The 20,381-nt window shown below is 40.5% G+C and carries 11 protein-coding genes; 8 read left to right on the plus strand and 3 right to left on the minus strand.

Annotated elements, in window-relative coordinates; genetic code table 11:
• Positions 1–75: 75 nt before the first annotated feature.
• The 4 genes from BCU84_RS00800 (at position 76) to BCU84_RS00815 (ending at position 8,550) form a co-directional block, all read left to right on the plus strand.
• Positions 76–2,796, plus strand: coding sequence for a TonB-dependent receptor (locus tag BCU84_RS00800; protein ID WP_102526199.1), 2,721 nt, complete (start codon positions 76–78; stop codon positions 2,794–2,796).
• Between the two features lie 116 nt (positions 2,797–2,912).
• Entirely contained in the window at positions 2,913–4,424 is a 1,512-nt protein-coding gene (locus tag BCU84_RS00805) for a tryptophan halogenase family protein (protein WP_102526200.1), read from the plus strand.
• Positions 4,425–4,495: 71 nt separating this feature from the next.
• On the plus strand, positions 4,496–6,394 hold the full coding sequence (locus BCU84_RS00810; RefSeq protein WP_102526201.1) for a glycoside hydrolase family 13 protein: 1,899 nt from the start codon (positions 4,496–4,498) through the stop codon (positions 6,392–6,394).
• A 62-nt stretch (positions 6,395–6,456) separates the two neighbouring features.
• Positions 6,457–8,550 carry an alpha-amylase family protein gene (locus BCU84_RS00815; RefSeq protein WP_102526202.1) on the plus strand — a complete coding sequence of 698 codons (2,094 nt, stop codon included), beginning with the start codon at positions 6,457–6,459 and terminating at the stop codon, positions 8,548–8,550.
• A 123-nt stretch (positions 8,551–8,673) separates the two neighbouring features.
• On the opposite strand, the gene BCU84_RS00820 is transcribed toward BCU84_RS00815, so the two are convergent.
• Positions 8,674–9,354 carry a molecular chaperone TorD family protein gene (locus BCU84_RS00820; RefSeq protein ID WP_102526203.1) on the minus strand — a complete coding sequence of 227 codons (681 nt, stop codon included), beginning with the start codon at positions 9,352–9,354 and terminating at the stop codon, positions 8,674–8,676.
• 182 nt (positions 9,355–9,536) lie between these two features.
• Here BCU84_RS00820 and BCU84_RS00825 point away from each other — a divergent pair, with 182 nt between their 5' ends.
• On the plus strand, positions 9,537–9,980 hold the full coding sequence (locus tag BCU84_RS00825) for a hypothetical protein (RefSeq protein ID WP_102526204.1): 444 nt from the start codon (positions 9,537–9,539) through the stop codon (positions 9,978–9,980).
• A gap of 194 nt (positions 9,981–10,174) precedes the next feature.
• Here BCU84_RS00825 and BCU84_RS00830 read toward each other — a convergent pair whose 3' ends face one another.
• Positions 10,175–10,717, minus strand: a complete 543-nt coding sequence (locus BCU84_RS00830) for a 4Fe-4S dicluster domain-containing protein (protein ID WP_102526205.1) — start codon at positions 10,715–10,717, stop codon at positions 10,175–10,177.
• A gap of 24 nt (positions 10,718–10,741) precedes the next feature.
• Positions 10,742–12,997, minus strand: coding sequence for a molybdopterin-dependent oxidoreductase (locus tag BCU84_RS00835; protein ID WP_102526206.1), 2,256 nt, complete (start codon positions 12,995–12,997; stop codon positions 10,742–10,744).
• A 452-nt stretch (positions 12,998–13,449) separates the two neighbouring features.
• Here BCU84_RS00835 and BCU84_RS00840 point away from each other — a divergent pair, with 452 nt between their 5' ends.
• The 3 genes from BCU84_RS00840 (at position 13,450) to BCU84_RS00850 (ending at position 20,379) form a co-directional block, all read left to right on the plus strand.
• Entirely contained in the window at positions 13,450–15,543 is a 2,094-nt protein-coding gene (locus BCU84_RS00840; RefSeq protein WP_102526207.1) for a glycoside hydrolase family 97 protein, read from the plus strand.
• Positions 15,544–16,171: 628 nt separating this feature from the next.
• Positions 16,172–17,755: an MFS transporter gene (locus tag BCU84_RS00845; RefSeq protein WP_102526208.1), complete on the plus strand. Its 1,584-nt coding sequence runs from the start codon at positions 16,172–16,174 to the stop codon at positions 17,753–17,755.
• 131 nt (positions 17,756–17,886) lie between these two features.
• Positions 17,887–20,379: a glycoside hydrolase family 15 protein gene (locus BCU84_RS00850; RefSeq protein WP_102526209.1), complete on the plus strand. Its 2,493-nt coding sequence runs from the start codon at positions 17,887–17,889 to the stop codon at positions 20,377–20,379.
• Positions 20,380–20,381: the final 2 nt, after the last annotated feature.

The following is a 20,381-nucleotide window of genomic DNA, read 5'->3' on the forward strand; positions in this document are numbered from 1 at the left end:
AATTATAAATAATAGAAATCTAACAGCTCTACCTTACTTATAAGAGCTGTTGGCCATTCAGAAGGGGAAAGATGGATGTCGCTATTTAAACCAAGCTTACTGACGTTAGCAATGGTTGCTGCCAGTACAAGCATGTACGGCTACGCAGCTGAAGCAGAAGATACTGTTACTGCAGATGAATCAATTGAAGTACTAAAAGTCACCGGTATTCGCCGTAGCTTGCAAGAGTCTCAATCTTTGAAGATGTCATCATCATCAATTGTCGAAGCTATCTCAGCAGAAGATATCGGTAAGTTACCCGATGTTAGTATTGCAGAATCACTAGCGCGTCTACCTGGTGTATCAGCTCAACGTCTAGATGGTCGTGCAAACGTCATCTCTATTCGAGGCATGGGGCCTGACTTTACAACTGCGACATTAAATGGTCGTGAACAGGCTTCAGTTAACGACAACCGTGGTGTTGAATTTGACCAATACCCTTCTGAATTATTAAACCGTGTCGTGGTATATAAGACTCCGGATGCATCAGTGATGGCTCAAGCCATTGGTGGTACCGTTGATATGCAAACCATTAGTCCTTTAGCACACGGCGAGCAAACATTCGCTATTGGTTTACGTGGCGAAATGAATGACCTTGGCGCGTTAAACAGTGGTTCTGAAGACACGGGTTACCGTGGCAGCATTTCATATATCGACCAATTCGCTGATGATACAATTGGTATTGCACTTGGTTATGCTCGTATGCAGTCTCCAAACCAAGAAGAGCGCTGGCAAGCATGGGGTTACCCTGAAAATGATGCTGGTGACAGTGTTTTAGGTGGTGCTAAACCATTTGTTCGTTCTTCTGAGCTTGAACGTGATGGCGTATTAGCAGTATTTGAATATGCACCGAATGATTTTTTCCATTCAACTGTTGATCTTTATTACTCTAAATTTACTGATGATCAGCGTTTACGTGGTATTGAAATCCCTGCTGCATGGGGCGCAAACGGTGGTGTTGAAGCTATTACTACTGAAGATGGTTTAGTCACTGAAGGTGTTATCCGTGGTGCTGAAGTTGTCGTTCGTAACGATGTCAATAAACGTGATGCTGAATCACTATCAGTAGGCTGGAATAACAAATTTACCATTAGTGAAAATTGGTCTGTTGAAGCTGATATTGCCCTTTCAAAAGCTGAACGTACTGATATCGGTATGGAAAGCTACAGCGGCACAGGTCGTGGTACAGGTGTTGGCGCGGTCGATGATTTAGGCTTTGCTTACAACGGCAATGGTGGCTACAACTTTACTCACGGTTTAGATTATTCAGATCCAAACGTGATTAAATTAGGCGATCCACTTGGTTGGGGTAGTCCATTAGGTGCTAACACTCAAGATGGTTTCATCAACAAACCTGAAATTGAAGATGAACTAAAATCTTTCCGTTTAAGTGCTGAATACATCTTTGACGAAGGTGTTGTACGTAGTATCGAATTTGGTGTTAACCGTACAGACCGTGATAAAACCAAGCTAGATAAAGGTTACTATTTAACGCTTAAAGGTTATGACGGCACTGATCCTAATTATGTAATGACTGTACCGGATCAATACTTACTTAGCCCTACTTCGCTTGAGTTCTTCGGTATGGGTGATGTGTTAAGTTACGATTCATTAGCTTTTTATAATGACGGAAATTACACAGAAACTGACGTAGCAAACGTAGACTTATCTCGTGCGACCAACTCTTGGGGCGTATACGAAGAAATTTCAACAGCATACGTCATGGCAAACCTTGATACTGAAATATTTGACCTACCATTAACTGGTAACGTCGGCCTACAGGCGGTTCACAGTGATCAAAGTTCAGATGGTACTGTTGCAACTGTAGAAAATGGTGAAGTGGTTCTCACTCCACGCACTGCAGGTGACGACTACGTTGAATGGTTACCAAGTATCAACTTAGGTTTAAGCATCGCAGATGGCCAAATGCTTCGCTTTGCTGCTGCACGTACTCTTACCCGTGCTCGTATGGATAAGATGAATGCAAACGTTAACTTTAGCTACAATGAAAACCCTAACGACGGCGTTAACTGGTCAGGTAGCGCAGGTAATGTTGAACTACGTCCTTGGATGGCACGTCAATATGACATCAGTTACGAAAACTACTTCAGTGATCAAGGTTACTTTGCTGTTGCCGTTTTCTATAAAGACTTAGAAAACTACGTTTATGATCAACAATCTGCTTTTGATTTCAGTACTATTTTACCGCAAAATCCGGGTGATAACCCAATTGGATTAGTCACGCAACCACAAAATGGTGATGGCGGTTATGTTCAAGGTATTGAAGCATCATTCTCATTAGATTTCGGTCAATTTGCTGATGTACTAGGTGGCTTTGGTACTGTAATGAGTGGTTCTTATAACGATAGTGAAGTGAAAGAAACCCCAGATAGCGACCCAACAACGTTACCAGGTTTATCTGAGAAAACATTCAACGCGACTGTTTATTATGAAAACTCAGGCTTTGAAGCACGAGTGAGTTCTCGTTACCGTAGTGATTTCCTAGGTGAAGTCACCGCAATCAGTTTGACTCGTCAAAATGTTAACGTGAAAGCTGAAACTGTAGTCGATGCACAAGTGGGTTATGACTTCTCTGAAAGTGGTATTGATGCCCTTTACGGCTTATCAGTATTATTCCAGGTGAATAACTTAACTAATGAGCCTTTCACATCTTACACAGGTGATGATGCTCGTCATGTACGTGACTACCAAAACTATGGTCGTAACTACATGTTAGGTGCGAACTACAAGTTCTAATCTAACGACGACAATAAAGCCTCTGTAACCTGTTACAGGGGCTTTTTTACTTTATGACTATCCATAATCCAAATAGAAAACTCATATTTTAAAATAACTAATCTAAGGCGATTACTATGGAAAATAACAAAATAAAAAACATTGTAATTGTAGGTGGCGGGACTTCTGGCTGGATGACTGCTGCCATGCTCAGTAAATTATTCAAAAATCAATTAAGTATTACCCTTATTGAATCTAAAGATATAGGCACTATTGGGGTTGGTGAAGCGACCATACCTCCTCTGCAAATATTCAATAGTGTTTTAGGCATCAAAGAAGCCGATTTTATCAAGCAAACTCAAGCCAGTTATAAACTCGGTATACAGTTTGAGAACTGGGGTAAAGAGCAAGACAGCTATATGCATGCCTTTGGCGATGTGGGGAAAGATATTGGTTACACCCAATTTCATCATTATTGGAAAAAGTCACAATCTCAAGCATCACACTCCCAAGAGCCATCATCGTTTTGGGATTATTCGTTAAATTATCAGACAGCAAAAGCCAATAAATTTAACCTTATGGATAGAATCCAAGGTTCGCCATTAGCAGGGATTACTCACGCTTATCATTTCGATGCATCTCTTTATGCCAAGATGCTAAGACAATACAGTGAAAACTTATCAGTACAACGAATTGAGGGCTTAATTACCTCAGCTGAGCTCAATTCCCAAGGCAACATAGAGTCTGTCACCTTAAAGGATAATCAGGTAATTAATGGTGATTTATTTATTGATTGCTCAGGTTTTGCAGCATTATTAATAGAGAAACAATTGAACGTTGGTTATGAAAATTGGCAACATTGGCTGCCTTGTGACAGTGCTTATGCCGTACCTTGTGAACGATCTGAACCATTAGTGCCTTATACTCGCTCAATTGCTCATAATGCTGGCTGGCAATGGCGTATTCCATTACAGCATCGCACAGGAAATGGTCTGGTTTATTCCAGTAAACATATATCTGACGAGGCTGCAAAAGCATTATTACTTGATAATCTTGATGGTAAAGCATTAGCAGAACCTAAAAAAATCAACTTCAAAACCGGTCGTCGTGAAATGCAGTGGCACAAAAACTGTATCGCGATAGGCCTATCAAGTGGTTTTTTAGAACCACTTGAATCAACAAGTTTGCATCTAGTTCAATCTGCAATAATCCGCCTCACTAAATTTTTCCCCCACAATGGCATACAGCAAGCCAATGTTGATGAATATAACCGCCAGTCAAAGCTCGAATTTGAACAAATACGCGACTTCATCATCCTGCATTATCACGTCAATAACAGAGCCAATTCTTCAAATAATCCAGATTTGTGGCAACAATGTCGTGACATGCAAATACCTGATTCATTAGAGCAAAAAATTGAATTGTTTCGTGCAACTGGAACGGTTACTCGTTACCAAGATGAGCTTTTTACTGAGGCAGCTTGGGTCCAAGTGCTGCTAGGCCAAGGTATTGAACCAGATGATTATAATCCTCTTGCTAACAATATTACCGATAGTGATCTTAAGGAGTTTTTAGCTAACGTGAAGCAAATCATTGCAACAGCTGTTAATCAAATGCCAAGCCATGATGATTTCATCAAGCGTTTATAAATTTACTCGCAATTTCTAACAGATATTCTCTAGCAAACAGTAATTATTAAAAAAGAATAAAAGGTTTCAACATGACTTATCAACCCAACAAATTTACCTATTCTCTACTGGCTACTTTGATGTTTTCAGCTCCTTCATTTGCCGAAATTACCAATTTTTCTGTTGAACCTGAATCATGGTGGGCTGATATGGAAAATAGCAGCTTACAAATACTGGTATATGGCGAGAGCATTAGTCAAATGCAGGTTAAGTTAGATCAATCTCAGGGTGTAAAACTAAAGCAAACTCATCAATCAACTAGCCCAAATCACCTTTTCATCGACCTTGATTTGAAAAATGCTCAACCTCAAACCTTGCAGTTCGGTCTTTATGATAACGACACATTTATTCAAAGCTTTGATTACTCAATACAAGCTCGTGAAGTTGGCTCACGTGATAGACAAGGCTTTAGCAACAAAGATGTCATTTATCTCATCACCCCCGATCGTTTCGTTAATGGCAACCCTGATAACGATAATCACCCTAGCATGCTTGAAAACGTCAATCGCAGCGATAAAGATGGTCGTCATGGCGGTGATATTATGGGAATACGTAAATCGCTACCTTATTTACAAGACTTAGGTGTCACCCAATTATGGATAAACCCGCTACTAGAAAATAACCAAGCTCAATATTCCTACCATGGTTATTCAACCACTGATTTTTACAACATAGATCCTCGCTTTGGCAGTAATGAAGAATACAAATCATTAGTGGAAGAAGCACAGCAGTTTGGTATTGGGATCATCAAGGATGTCATTGTAAACCATATGGGTTCAGGGCATCGGTGGATGGCTGACTTCCCAACGTCAACCTGGATTAATGACCAAAAGCAATGGCAACAAAATCCACAAGACATCATCTACACCAGCCATCGCAGAACCACAGTTCAAGGCCCATACGCCATGGCCGATGATAGAGCTGAGTTTGAAAATGGCTGGTTCACTGACACTATGCCTGACATGAATCAAACTGATCCATTTATGGCAACTTACCTTATCCAGAACAGTATTTGGTGGGTGGAATATGCTGGCTTAAGTGGCATTCGCGAAGACACCTACTCATATGCAGACAAGGCATTTTTGACTCGTTGGTCCAAAGCTATCATGGATGAATACCCAAACTTCAATATTGTCGGTGAGGAATGGACTGATAACCCAATTACAGTCAGCTACTGGCAAGCAGGAAAACAAAATGCCGACGGCTATGTATCACACACACCTAGCATGATGGACTTTCCATTGTATGAAGTTCTTATTTCAAGCCTGACAGAAAATGAAGACTGGGGCAGCGGCTTTATAAACTTATATGAAATGCTCGCTAATGATGTGGTTTATGCAAAGCCAACCGACCTAGTGTTATTTGAAGGTAATCATGACACTAATCGCCTTTTCAGTTTAATGAATGATGATATTGCATTGTATAAAATGGCGATGACATATGTAATGACCAGCAACCGAATCCCTCAAATGTTTTATGGCTCTGAAGTATTGATGACCAGCCCGACAAAAGATCGTAATGACGGTCTCGTGCGTGGTGATTTCCCAGGCGGTTGGGCAGATGATGAAGTTAATGTATTAACACAGCAAAACTTATCTGAACTCCAAGCAGATGCATTAGCATTTAATAAAACCTTACTTAATTTTCGAAAAAGTTCATTAGCGCTGCAGCAAGGTGCGTTATCTCACTACGTGCCTAAAGACGGGGTTTATATACAAGCAAGACGTTACAAAGCTGCTAATAGAGATGAAACCGTATTGATAATTTACAATAAAAACGACCAGCCACAGCAACTGGATCTATCTCGTTTTAAAGATGTTATTGGTGACAATAAAAACGGCGAAAATATCTTCTCACAACATTCGTATTCATTAGATAAGTCGCTAACATTAAAAGAGAAAGGTGTCATTATCTTAACGCTATCAAAATAATCTCTTTCCTTTGAGATAACGCAGAAACAACTAAAATTATAACGCTGTCATAAGAGATAACTATGTCGACTTTATTACCAAGCATAAGTTTATTACAAAACACGAATGCATTAACAAACAAGAAATCTTCTATTATAAGATTAAGCATGTGCGCTGCCGCATTATTCATGGTCGGCTGCACTAAGCAGACTCCAGTAGAAAATTCATTAATGGAATCTTCATCGTCAGCTAAAACTGAAAAGGAATTGATGTCTGAGCCTTTGACAGGAAAACCCGTGGTGTACCAAGTCTTCACCCGTTTATACGGTAATACCAACACCACAAATAAGCCTTGGGGAACCATCGCAGAAAATGGTGTGGGTAAATTCAGCGACTTTACCGACATAGCCCTACAAGACATCAAATCTTTAGGCACTACTCACCTTTGGTATACGGGTATTCCGCACCATGCATTAATCAATGACTACACTGAATTTGGTATTAGTAATGACGACCCTGATGTCGTAAAAGGTCGTGCAGGGTCACCTTATGCAGTAAAGGATTACTACAATGTTAATCCCGACTTAGCAGATAACCCACAGCAACGTTTAGCCGAATTTGAAGCATTAATCAAACGAACTCATGATAATGGCATGCAAGTTATTATTGATATTGTGCCGAATCATGTAGCAAGAGATTACCAATCATTAGACGCAAATGATCCGACTCAAGCAGCCCTGTTACCTAAAAATCGTCAGTTTGGCCAAAATGATAATACTCAAGTTGAATACGACAAAAACAATAACTTCTATTATGTGGTTGATTCAGAGTTTGCCGTACCCGACGCCATTAATGGCTATCAGCCGCTAGGAGGTGAACAGCACCCTCTGGCCGATGGAATGTTTGAAGAAAAACCAGCTAAATGGACAGGTAACGGTTCCCGTCTGGCTAAACCTCATGCAAATGATTGGTATGAAACTGTTAAGGTAAACTACGGTGTTAAGCCAGACGGCAGCTACGACTTCCCAGCTCTACCAGAACATTTTGCAGACAAAAGTGTTACTGAGCACTATGCATTTTGGCAATCACAAAATGCCGCTGAGATACCAGATTCTTGGATCAAATTTAAAGACATCACACAATATTGGTTAGCTAAAGGCGTTGATGGCTTTCGTTATGATATGGCCGAAATGGTGCCCGTCGAGTTTTGGAGTTACTTAAACAGTAATATTAAACATATCAATCCTAATGCATTTTTACTGGCTGAAGTCTATAACCCTAGCCTTTATCGCGATTTTATTCATTTAGGAAAAATGGATTATCTGTACGATAAAGTCGATTTATACGACACATTAAAAGACATTATTCATGGCAAAACATCAACCGCACAAATCGCGGTTGATCAAGCAAAAGTGATGGATATTGAACAACATATGCTGCACTTTTTAGAAAACCATGACGAGCAACGTATTCATACTGATGACTTTGCTGGTACACCAGAGGCAGCGTTGCCAGCTATGGTTGTGTCTACAACCATAAGTCGCTCTCCAACCCTTATATATTTTGGTCAAGATGTTGGTGAACAAGGCGCTGAAAATGCAGGCTTTGGACAAGCTACAAGAACCAGTATTTTTGATTATGTGGGCGTGCCAGCACACCAGCGCTGGATGAACAATGGCGCCTTTGATGGCGGTCAATCGTCAGCAAGTGAAAAGTCACTTCGTCAGTATTACCAAACCCTATTAAATCTTAGCCATAACGCCCCAGCACTTACAGGCGAGTATTATGAGCTAGATAGTATAAACCGTTTGCGTGAACAAGCTGAAAATGAAGCTAATAGCTCAACTGATAGTCTTAGTCTCAATGCCAATATCAATATCAATATCAATGCCAATAATCAATACAATGACAGCACATTCGCTTTTAGTCGTTATAACGAGGAACAATTCATCATTGTGGTTACAAACTTTAGCTCTTCAGATAAAGCATCGTTTACTTTATCGCTACCGACTGAATTAATCAGCGCTGCCAAATTAACTGCTGCTCAATATCAATTAGTCGATTTACTTGACGATAAAAAGCAATCACAACAACTTAGTATCAATCAAGCAGCGGCTGGCACAATCAGCATCAAACTGAATCCACTTGAATCGCAAGTTTTAGCCGTTGATTTATAAACCTTAACCTCAAGCTTTATAGTAGATGCTTGGTTTTAAAGACAGGGTAAAAATTAAACTAAAAAGCCAGAACGTCATCCTAAATGACCTTCTGGCTTTTTATCACCCCATCAACAAACAAACTTATTTATATAGCTGAACAGGTTCTACGGTTATCTTGTAATCTTGTTTCAATTCGTCAAGCAAAAGCTTGCTCAAGGTTGCTGCTGCGCGATACAAGCCAGACGTACTGTGTTCATTAACTAACTCAAGAAAACGTCCACTCCAAGGTAATAAGTGCATTTTTAACAGTGTTGCCGTTCGATTAGCTTCTGGGTGCTCACATAACGACTCATTAAAGTCATTTAAGCTGGTATGCTCCTCAGCGTCATCAAGTTCCATACAATGGATCAAAGCCACCAGCATCAGACTAAAATGATCCACTGGTTCATTTTGTTCTAAAGTAAAATTCAACTGGTACTTCTTACAAAACTCCATAAATGCCAACGTCGTTAAGTCAAATAAACGATTTTGCTTATTGAGATACACAGAGCCCCACGGGTATGCAAACTTGCCTTTGGGTCGAATAAATAACCCATTAAAATCTTGTTTTAATTCTACTAAAGGCTGCTCAGTTGCCAGCTTTTTAATCTCATTCAATAAAATTAAAACCGGACCTTGCGAGTTAGTTCTATTTGTTATGAATAATGAGGTATCCAGTTCGGATATCGTTTCCTTTAAATCTTCATCAGGGTTTCTATAAAATATTTCAGCTAAAAGATTAAACATTAACGCCTTAGATTTAACGTTATCAGCATTAGTCATGTTATTTCCTTATTATTTACTTACCTTCATAGTATTTCAGGTTATTATTTATATCTGTGATACGTTCCAATTTATATAAAACAATTAGTACGATTTATTTAATACAGTGACTTAGATCATCATTCTATTTATCAATAACTCGTATGATTATATGATTGCTATTAAACATGTTAGGTAGATTTATGTTAGTGATGAGTTTTAAAGAAAGATGGCGCGCAGCAGAGTTAGCTAGCGCAATAGAAAAAAGCTTGATGAATGACCCTATTTGGAAATCATCATCTAACCCAGCAAAGTCTATCGATGACATTAGCAGAAAACTAGCAAGCCTTGTTATCACTGACTTTAGACGAATCGAGCCCTTACCTAAAACGTTAACTGAAGCAGAGTTATTAGGCGCATTTTTTTCTGGTTTCAGTATGCTAATCAATAATAGCGTTAACCAGCAAACCATGACTAAAACAGATTACTCTATCATTGCCTTAGCAAGAGGGTATGCTTTAAATATTGATTTATCACACAACCAAGCGTTATTAGACCATGCAAGTTCTGTTATTCAAGTAGCTAATAACTGGGATAAACATATAAGAAATGTCAATCAACGTCGTAATACTCGCTTCACTGTATAGCGTAATACTAATTAATGACTTGTTATAATGCATTAAATTTTATAAAAATATTAATCATATAACTACGACTTTATAAGAGTTATCTTAATTACACTTACCTAAATAAAAAGCCAGCATCAGCTGGCTTTTTATTATCACTTATTAAATATAGGCCTAAAGAAATTATACTTTAGGCTTATATAAATTTGATGTTCTTATTCTCTTAATTTAATAAATACTGTGGTTGGCCCAGTCCCTAAGTCTGAATGTCCATCACCTGATAAACTTGCACCTGGTAACGCCATCGCCTCACTGAGATCCATAACATCAAGTACTTGTACTGGACAACCCGATACACAAAAAGGCTTTTCACCAGCATCAAGTTTGTCTTTACACATATCACACTTAGATAGAATCCCCCGCCCAGGGTCTACTTTAGGGGCATCATATGGACATGACATTTTACACATGCCACAACCAATACATGTTGCATCATCGATATAAACAATCCCATCATCACGTTTAAACATAGCGCCAGCAGGACATTTTGCGACACATACTGGCTCTTCGCAATGGTGACAAGATTGGCTTAAGAACACAGCGACATCTCGTCCTTGATTATTCGGTTTCTCACCTTGGCTTACATCACGTAGCGTAATGAATTCATTCATATCTTTACCTGCTTGGCAGGCAACTGTACATGCGTCACAACCTACACAGTTTTCTTGACGAAATACAAAACATTTTTGTTCAGTCATTGATTTATTCCTTAATGAATTGGATTACGCTGGTGCAATATCAACACGAGTAGCATGGAAAGATGAACCATTATTCATGTCAGTTAACTCACTGTTTGTTAGTTGGTTAACTGCACTCCCGCTTCCATTCTCATTCAGTTTTTTCCAACTGTTTTTCCAAGCAAACACAGTACCCACTGCCGTCATTGGCTCTACTCTGGCTACAAACTGAATTGATGCGGTACGGTTTTCATAACGCGTAGCCGTCAATATGACTTGATCGCCATCATTAATGCCTTTTGCTGCTGCGTCACTCGGATTGATATACACAGTGTGCTGAGGGAATGTACCCGCAATGAATTTGATGTTAGCCCATTGAGAGTTACTCATTTTAGGGTGAGCTGGGGTTAATAAGCGGAATTCACGCGCTTTTTCTTCATCCGTCATCCCTTTTGTAGCAAAATCATTCGATTCAGGGGTGCCAGTATCAATGACAGGATTGAATTTTTCTGGGTCAAAATAAGTACCACTGGTATCTTTAAATTCAATTTTGCCACTTGGTGTTGGGAAGTCGTAATCTTTTCTGAATGGATATGGCACAATTGGGCTATCCCAATTTTGTTCGCATAGCTCATCGTAGCTAATATTGCCTTTCCAAGTCCCGCGCATAATGTCATCCATGCTTTCACTAAACTCAGGGTCGCTGTAACCCATTGCCTTAGCAAGTTCTTGGAAAATGATGGTATCGGGTTTTGACTCATACAGAGGCATAATCGCTTTGGTACTGTGCTTAGCGTAGTAACATTGATAGCTATCGATCATGTTCACTTGCTCAATGTAGCTTGATGTTGGCAGAAGATAATCAACATAATCCATGGTGTCCGTTTGGAATAAATCGATACCAACTAAAAACAAGTCATCTCGCATTAAGCCTGTTTCAATTAAATCAACATCGGGTGCAATCGCCATTGGATTACTTGAATAAACAATCATGGCTTTAATTGGGTCACAAGGCTCATCGTAAGCTAATGGCCCATATTGTCCGTCTTCATGTTGATAATCTTCTGGTAATAATGATTTACCGATTTCATTGATACTGACCGTATCCCTTACTGCGCCTTCAGGTGTTAATGAACCGCCACCAGCATAGCCCCAATCATACATGCCACCAGCTTGGGTATTTAAGTAAACAACGCCCGCACCCACTTTACCAATATTACCGGTTAATGCTGCAATAGTAGGGATAGCTTTCACCATACGACCACCGTTTAAAGTACGCTGTAAGCCATAACCAATGCGGATCATCGCACATGATGCACCTGCATAAGCGCGTGCAAACTCTTGGTATTCAGCTTTACTTACACCGGTTTCTAACTCAATGTCTTCATGCGTAAACTCTTCAAGACGAGCTAATAACGCTTCGTAATCTTGAGTGTAAGATTCGATAAAGCCAGTATCGTGCAGGCCTTCTTCAACCAATACTTTCGAAATGCCAATAACTAAGGTTGCATCAGTACCTGCGGTAGGTTGTAACCAAACATCTGCTTGAGATGCAAGAGGTGTTCTTGCAGGGTTAACCACTAAAATTTTAGCGCCATTATCACGCGCTTGGTTAATGAATTTAAGATGATGGATATTGGTTGCTTGCTCATTGGTACCCCAAGAGACAAAACACTTAGTGTTGACGTAATCTTCAGGGCTTGGACCAGAAAACTCACCTAAGATTGAACTCATGCCAGAATAACCGGCACTAGCACAAATGTTTCTTTCTAATTTTCGGCTAGCGATACGGTTAAAAAATCGGTTAGCACCTGATGTCGCGCCGATCCCGCTATATCCAGAATAGGTATAAGGTAGGATCGCATTACCAGTATGAGCTGCAATAATTTCATTTAACTTGGCGGCAATTTGCGTATTCGCTTCTTCCCACGTAATCGGTTCAAATGTTGCACCTGGTCCTCTTGGACCTACTCGCTTCATTGGCTGTTGAATTCTATCAGGACTATAAATTGATTGCAGATAAGCATGGCCTTTAACGCAAGGAGTACCTGCTGTAACTGGGTGAGTTGGATCGCCATTTACTGCAACAGCAACGCCATCTTTTGTCGATATCATTAAGCTACATCTATCACCACAGTTTCGCGGACAAGTTGTATGAAATACACCATCTGGTTCAGGTGTTGGAGGCTCAATTACTGGCGGTTCAGTCGTGTCATCATCACTACTAGAACACCCCATAATACTTGCGGAAAATGCAAATGCGCTACTGCCTTTTAAAAAGCTACGTCTGTTCATCACCATGGTATTTCCTTTTTTTTTATGTAAAGGAACAATACCAAATCATACTTTCAGCAAATAGAAGTTTAAATTATAAAACATAGGTAAGTCATAGATTTAGCTGCACTTTTAACACTATCACAATTGCTATTACTGCAAGGCGCACTTGCAAAATCTAAATTTAACAGCCACTTTTTGAAACAATTACAGCGAGCGCAATCAAACACATTAACACCTGTATCTAAGAGGCATTTTCAGTACCAAATAAACAACGATACAACTAGTAATTTATTTCTCAATTTTCAATTAAACACCTAATTACAAATACTTCTCATTTCAAATATATTTTATAAACGTAAAAATAAATTCAACCAATTTATGACAATTGAATTGAATACGTATGTAACAAATTGCAGCTGAATAATTAACAGCTCTACTATGGGTTAAGGAAATACAAATAATAAAATGGAGTCACAATGTTATTCGCTTCAAATAACAAGCAGCATTCAATTACATCAAACATCAACTGTAAGCGAGCTCTACTAACGACATTGAGCGCCCTAACACTCTTTACAATCCATACTCATGTACATGCCCAAACTGTAACCGTCAGCTCGCCTGATAAAAAAATTCTTGTCAGCCTTACTGATGATGGTGATAGACCAGAGTATAAAGTCAGCTTTAATGGCCAAGATGCTGTATTAAATTCACGTTTAGGTTTGGTATTTCAGTCTTTGGGGGAATTCGGCAGCGGTTTTGAAATTAAGTCATCTGATATTGAGTCATCCTCTACCCGTTGGCAGCAGCCCTGGGGCGAACGAGAATGGGTACTTGATCAGCACAATAAACTCACCACAACATTTTCAAATGGCACCTATGAGTTTACGCTTGAATTTAAAACCTTTGATGACGGTATTGGCTTTAGATATACCGTCCCTAAACAAGCCTCTCTCGCCGATGTTACATCGCTTAATATAATTAACGAGCTCACTGAATTTTCAGTACCTGATGCCCATAATGCAACAGCTTGGTGGATCCCTGGGCGTGGTTGGAACCGTTACGAATATTTATATAACACCACAAGTGTTAATAAGGTCGACCGCGCACATACACCATTCACATACAAATTAAAGAGTGGCACCCATTTAAGTATTCATGAAGCCGCCTTAACCGATTACGCAGCTATGGTGCTAGATCAACGCAGAGACGGCACATTAAAAGCTGATTTAACCCCATGGTCTGACGGTATATTAGTTAAAACAGCACCCGGATTTACCACCCCATGGCGTACGATTCAAATAGCCGATAAAGCGACAGGCTTGCTCAATTCAGATTTAATCCTCAACCTTAACGAGCCCAATAAACTCGGTGATGTCTCTTGGGTACAACCAGGAAAATATGTTGGTATTTGGTGGGGCATGCATTTAAATGAGAACACTTGGGGATCGGGTGACAAACATGGCGCTACCACCAGCGAGACTAAACGCTATATGGACTTTGCCGCCAAATATGGCTTTGATGGCGTGTTGGTCGAGGGCTGGAATATCGGTTGGGATGGTAGCTGGTTTCATAATGGCGATGTTTTCAGCTTTACTAAGCCCTATGATGATTTTGATATCGACGCAGTAAATGAATATGGTGCGAGCAAAAATGTGCGATTAATTGGTCACCATGAAACCTCTGGTTCAGTTACCAACTACCGTAACCAGATGAGCGACGCTTACGACCTGTATAAAAAGCACGATGTGACTCAAATTAAAACAGGTTACGTTGCTGATGGCGGCGATATTAAGCGTATCGACGAAAATGGTATAACTCGCCACGAATGGCACGATGGTCAGTTTATGGTGAACGAATACCTCCATAGCGTCACTGAGGCCGCTAAACGCGGGATCAGTATCAATACTCATGAACCAGTAAAAGATACTGGTCTTCGTCGTACTTATCCAAACTGGATTGCCAGAGAAGGTGCCCGTGGACAAGAGTTTAATGCTTGGGGCACACCGCCTAACAATCCAGAACATACCGCTATTTTGCCATATACCCGTATGTTGTCAGGCCCAATGGATTTCACTCCTGGTATTTTCGACTTAGCTCCTAAAGGCTTAGATGCAGTGAACCGCGTACAAACCACCCTTACAAAACAATTAGCCTTGTATGTGGTGTTATACAGCCCGATTCAAATGGCCGCTGATTTACCAAGAAATTATGTAGAAAGATTAGATGCATTTCAGTTTATTCAGGATGTACCCACGGATTGGAGTGAGAGTATCGCTGTAGCGGGTGAAATCGGTGATTATGTCGCCTTTGCCCGCAAAGACCGTGCATCAGAAGATTGGTATCTCGGTGCACTGACAGACGAAAGTCCACGTAAAGTCGTCATTAAACTCGATTTCTTAGGAGCAGATAAACAATATCAAGCGCAAATTTATCGTGATGGTGATAAAGCGAATTGGGAAACCAATCCCTATGATTATGTGATTGAAACCAAGACTGTCACCGCAAAAGGTGAATTGAGCTTATCACTTGCTAGCAGTGGCGGCACAGCGATTCGCTTCAAAGCTTTGTGATTTGGATTAGGCTCATGACTTACGTTTACATCGCTTGCTAGTTTACATCGCTGGCTAGGTTGCATAGTTAGTTAAACCCGTTATCAATGCTTTACTCGTTATATTGTCTAACCAACCAATTAATTTAACAATCTCCCCCAAAAGCCTGTTGTGCAATGTCTTCATTGCCTTCAGGTTTTTCTTCATTTACAGTGCCTTATATTTCATTCTTAAATACAATGCCAGCACCAATACTGCTGCCTACCTGTTACAAGTATGATCACTTTTCGTTGTGCATAAATGATGAATACGTATGTAATGAGTTGTGCCAAATTCCGCCTCAAGGCTAATATAAAACCTGCTAAATTTCTTCCTCTGCTTGTGGGGATGGATTGGGCTAGGTCGTTACTGACACATCACCTTCATCGGATTGTGTCAGGTTTTGAGTACCTTTGATAACTTCATTATCAACCGAAGATATCAATACGAGGTCTTTGGCGAATACCCGTCTAAGGGAGATGAGTATTCGCCATTTTTTTAACTATCGTTTTATCAGACGTATTAAGCACCTAGCGATAGCCACTAGTAAAATAAGAATTCAGCCTTGATGCTGAACGAGCCATTTAAAATGGAAGATAAAGGAATAATCATGTCTGTCGATAATAATAACCAGCCTCAGGCTTCTACACAGATCCAGCGTCGTCAACAACCGGAATTAAGCTTCTGGCAAATTTTTAACATGTGCTTCGGATTTTTGGGGATCCAATTTGGTTTTGCGTTACAAAACGCCAACGTCAGTCGCATATTTCAAACCTTAGGCGCAGAAATAGACGAAATACCAATTCTATGGATTGCAGCTCCCCTTACGGGCCTTATTGTACAACCTATTATTGGGTACTTAAGTGATAATACATGGAATGGTCTTGGGCGACGTCGTCCTTACTTTCTCATCGGTGCAATCTGTACCACACTAGCCTTATTCATCATGCCGCACTCACCCGTACTTTGGGTTGCTGCTGGCATGCTATGGATTATGGATGCATCAATTAATATTGCTATGGAGCCCTTTCGAGCATTTGTAGGCGATAACCTGCCAAAAAGCCAACGCACACAAGGCTATGCAATGCAGAGTTTCTTTATCGGTATTGGTGCCGTTGTTGCTTCTGCCCTACCTTATATTTTAACCAATTTTTTTGACGTCGCGAATACTGCACCTGAAGGACAAATAGCCGACTCAGTTCGCTATGCATTTTACTTTGGTGGCGCGGTGCTATTTCTTGCTGTTGGCTGGACTGTAATCTCTTCAAAAGAATACTCACCAGAAGAAATCAGTGCTTTTCAAGCTCAAGATGAAGCCCAAAGCGGAAAAGAAACCTCAGACGAACAACGCTCGCGCACTGCTGGCCAGTATCAATTTGCGGCGCTTTTATGGATGGCTGTTGGCGCTATCGCAACCGGCCTGGTCATGGGTTTTGACTTGGACAAACAACTGTATATTCTCACCATAGGTATTTTCACTTTTGGTCCACTTCAGCTTTACTGCTCAATGGCACTCAAAAAAGTGACGAGCACCAACATTGCAGAACGAGAGTCACTCGGAATGGTTTTTAATGTGGTAGATGATTTATTTCATATGCCCAAAGCCATGCATCAACTGGCGATTGTGCAATTTTTCTCTTGGTTTGCCCTATTTGCAATGTGGATTTATACCACCTCAGCCGTGACCTCATACCATTACGGCACATCAGATGTATTAACCAAAGCATACAATGATGGTGCTGATTGGGTTGGGATGTTATTTGCCTCTTATAATGGCTTTGCTGCATTAGCCGCGATTGCCATTCCCTTCTTAGCTAAAGCCGTCGGTATTCGTTTTGCTCACACCATTAACCTTACCTTAGGTGGGCTTGGTTTAATCAGCTTCTTCTTTATTACAGATCCGGCTTTGTTATGGATCCCAATGATTGGGGTTGGTATCGCGTGGGCATCAATTCTTTCAGTTCCTTATGCAATGTTATCGGGGATTTTACCACCGAAAAAAATGGGCGTATTCATGGGGATTTTTAACTTCTTTATCGTTATTCCCCAGCTACTTGCTGCCAGTGTATTAGGCGTGATTTTAAAAACCTTGTTTGACGGTCAGCCAATTTTCGCATTAATAACGGGTGGTGTATTTATGATTATTGCCGGTGTTGCAGTGCTATTTGTTGACCAACCTAGCAGCGATGTTTAATAAAACTAACGATACAAATTCAAAAAATCAGAAGTTAAATAGCTGAACTTGCTAGTAATAACGTTCGCTAATTACAAATAAGTTAATAACAGTTTGATAAAAATAAAAATTTAATTTGGGGATAGTCATAAATGAAAACCGTATTACACAAGACTACACATAAAAAGTCAGTCATCGCTCATGCAGTCAATGCTGCGGTCATAGGTGCTTCAATCTTTGCGTTAACCGCATGCTCTGATACCAGTACTACCGACACAGGTACTAGCAAGGCTAAAGAAATAACAACGACAACAAACAGCATTGCACCTGGTGCACCTGGTATCGATCCTACTTGGGCATTCTCAGGTAAGACGGGTATTGGTACTTCTTATGAACCTTATGTCGATGGCCAATATCAAAGCAGTGCAGAAAACCCTGTCAGTAAAGTATGGTTCTCGTTAGCACAAGGTATTTTAACTGAAACCATGTATGGCATGATCCATAATGCGCAGCTTAAAGAAATGCAATTCATCGTAACGGGTGAAGGTTTTGTTGATACAGAAAAAGAAGACACAATCAGTACCATTGAATATCTTCATCAAGATGAGCAAGGACGTCCACTTTCATTAGCTTACAAAGTGACTAACAAAGCTAAAAATGGCCAATATCAAATAGAAAAGCACTTTTTTACTGATCCAAACCGCGACAGTATGATGATGAAAGTTATTTTTACTGCCTATGCAGATGGCATTACCCCCCACCTTTACGCTAACCCTCATATTGATAACAGCGGCGCAAATGACATTGCAGTCATTGAAGAACAAGCATTAGTTGCATTCACCGATAAGGCTGAATCATCAGTGATGACGATTAAATCTGATGTTGCTTTCACCCAAGCGAGTGCTGGTTTTGTCGGCACATCTGATGGTTTAAGTGATTTAAAAGACAATGGAAAGTTAGATAGTCTGTATAGCAGTACTAGCGCCGATAAAGCTTCAGCGGGTAACGTTGCCCTTACAGCGCAATATCCAACCCTCAATAAAGCTCAAGGCAGTAATACCCTTGAGATGAATGTAGCCATCGGTTTTGGCGCTGGTAAGCAAAGCAGTTTAGCCAATACAGATGCAACATTAGCGACGGGTTATGACAAAGTCTTAAGCGCCTATTTGGGCGACGACAAACACACAGGTTGGAAAGATTATTTAGCCTCACTACCTGCAATTAATGCAATGAGCGCAAACACAACAGATGATGGACAACTTCTCTATACCAGCGCACTTGTACTAAAAGCCCAGGAAGATAAAACCCATGCAGGAGCTTTAATCGCTTCGCTATCAAACCCTTGGGGCGACTCAGTTTCGGCAAAAGTTGGTAGTACTGGTTATAAAGCTGTATGGCCGCGTGATTTCTATCAATGCGCAATGGCATTTCTTGCGATGGGCGATACTGAAACACCAAAAGTAGCCTTTGAATACTTGAAAAAGGTTCAGGTCAGTCAACAAACACCTGAATACGTCGGTACCCCTGGTTGGTTCTTACAAAAAACCCATGTGGATGGCGAGATTGAATGGGTCGGAGTACAACTAGACCAAACCGCCATGCCAATCATGTTGGGTTGGAAATTATGGCAAGCTGGCGTGTTAACCGATACCGAAATTACTCAGTGGTATCAAGAAATGTTAAAACCTGCGGCAGAGTTTTTAGTCACAGGCGGCAAAGTGAAACTCGACTGGAATAACACCGAAATTATCCCGCCAAGTACTCAACAAGAACGCTGGGAAGAACAAGCTGGATTCTCACCTTCAACCACAGCGGCAGTCATTGCCGGGCTCGTTGCTGCGAGTGATTTAGGCAAACTTGCTAAAGATGGCGAAGCCGAAGAATACTTAGCTATTGCTAAGAAACTTGAAGCCAGTCTTGAAAGCACCATGGTCACTAATAACGGTGAATTAGCGAAAGACAATAAGCCTTATTATGTGCGTATTAGTCCAAATGGTAATCCGAATAATGATGACAAGCTACTGGATAACAATGGTAAGCCAGGGTTAGATCAGCGTACTATTTTGGATGGTGGTTTCTTAGAGTTAGTCCGATATGGCGTTAAGAATGCTAACGACAGCGTCATTCAAAATAGTGTGATGCTAATTGATGACACTGAACTTGAGCATAACTTGCGAGTTAAGTATGAGTTTACCGCTAAAGATGGCAGCAAAATACCTGGTTATAGACGCTATGGTAATGATGGTTACGGTGAAGATATCACCACGGGTCTAAGTTATGCAGAGAAAGGCAATACCGAAGATCAACGTGGTCGTGTATGGCCTTTCTTTACTGGTGAACGCGGACATTATGAACTCGCATTAGCAAAATCTACCGACACCTTGACACCTGAAGTGCATCAGCAGTTGATCAATACATACGTTCAAGGTATGGAAACCTTTGCTAATGAAGGATTAATGCTACCAGAGCAAGCTTGGGATGGTGTGGGTAACTCAACACGATACAACTATGAAATGGGCCAAGGCACTAACTCGGCGACACCACTTGCTTGGACGCATGCTGAGTACGTTAAACTCGTACGTTCTATGACTGATAAAGCAGTTTGGGACTTCTACCCTGTAGTTGCAGAAAAACTAAACCAGTAATC

The organism is Shewanella sp. 10N.286.51.B7 (genome assembly GCF_002873615.1).
In the GTDB taxonomy this organism is placed as follows: Bacteria; Pseudomonadota; Gammaproteobacteria; order Enterobacterales; family Shewanellaceae; genus Shewanella; species Shewanella electrodiphila.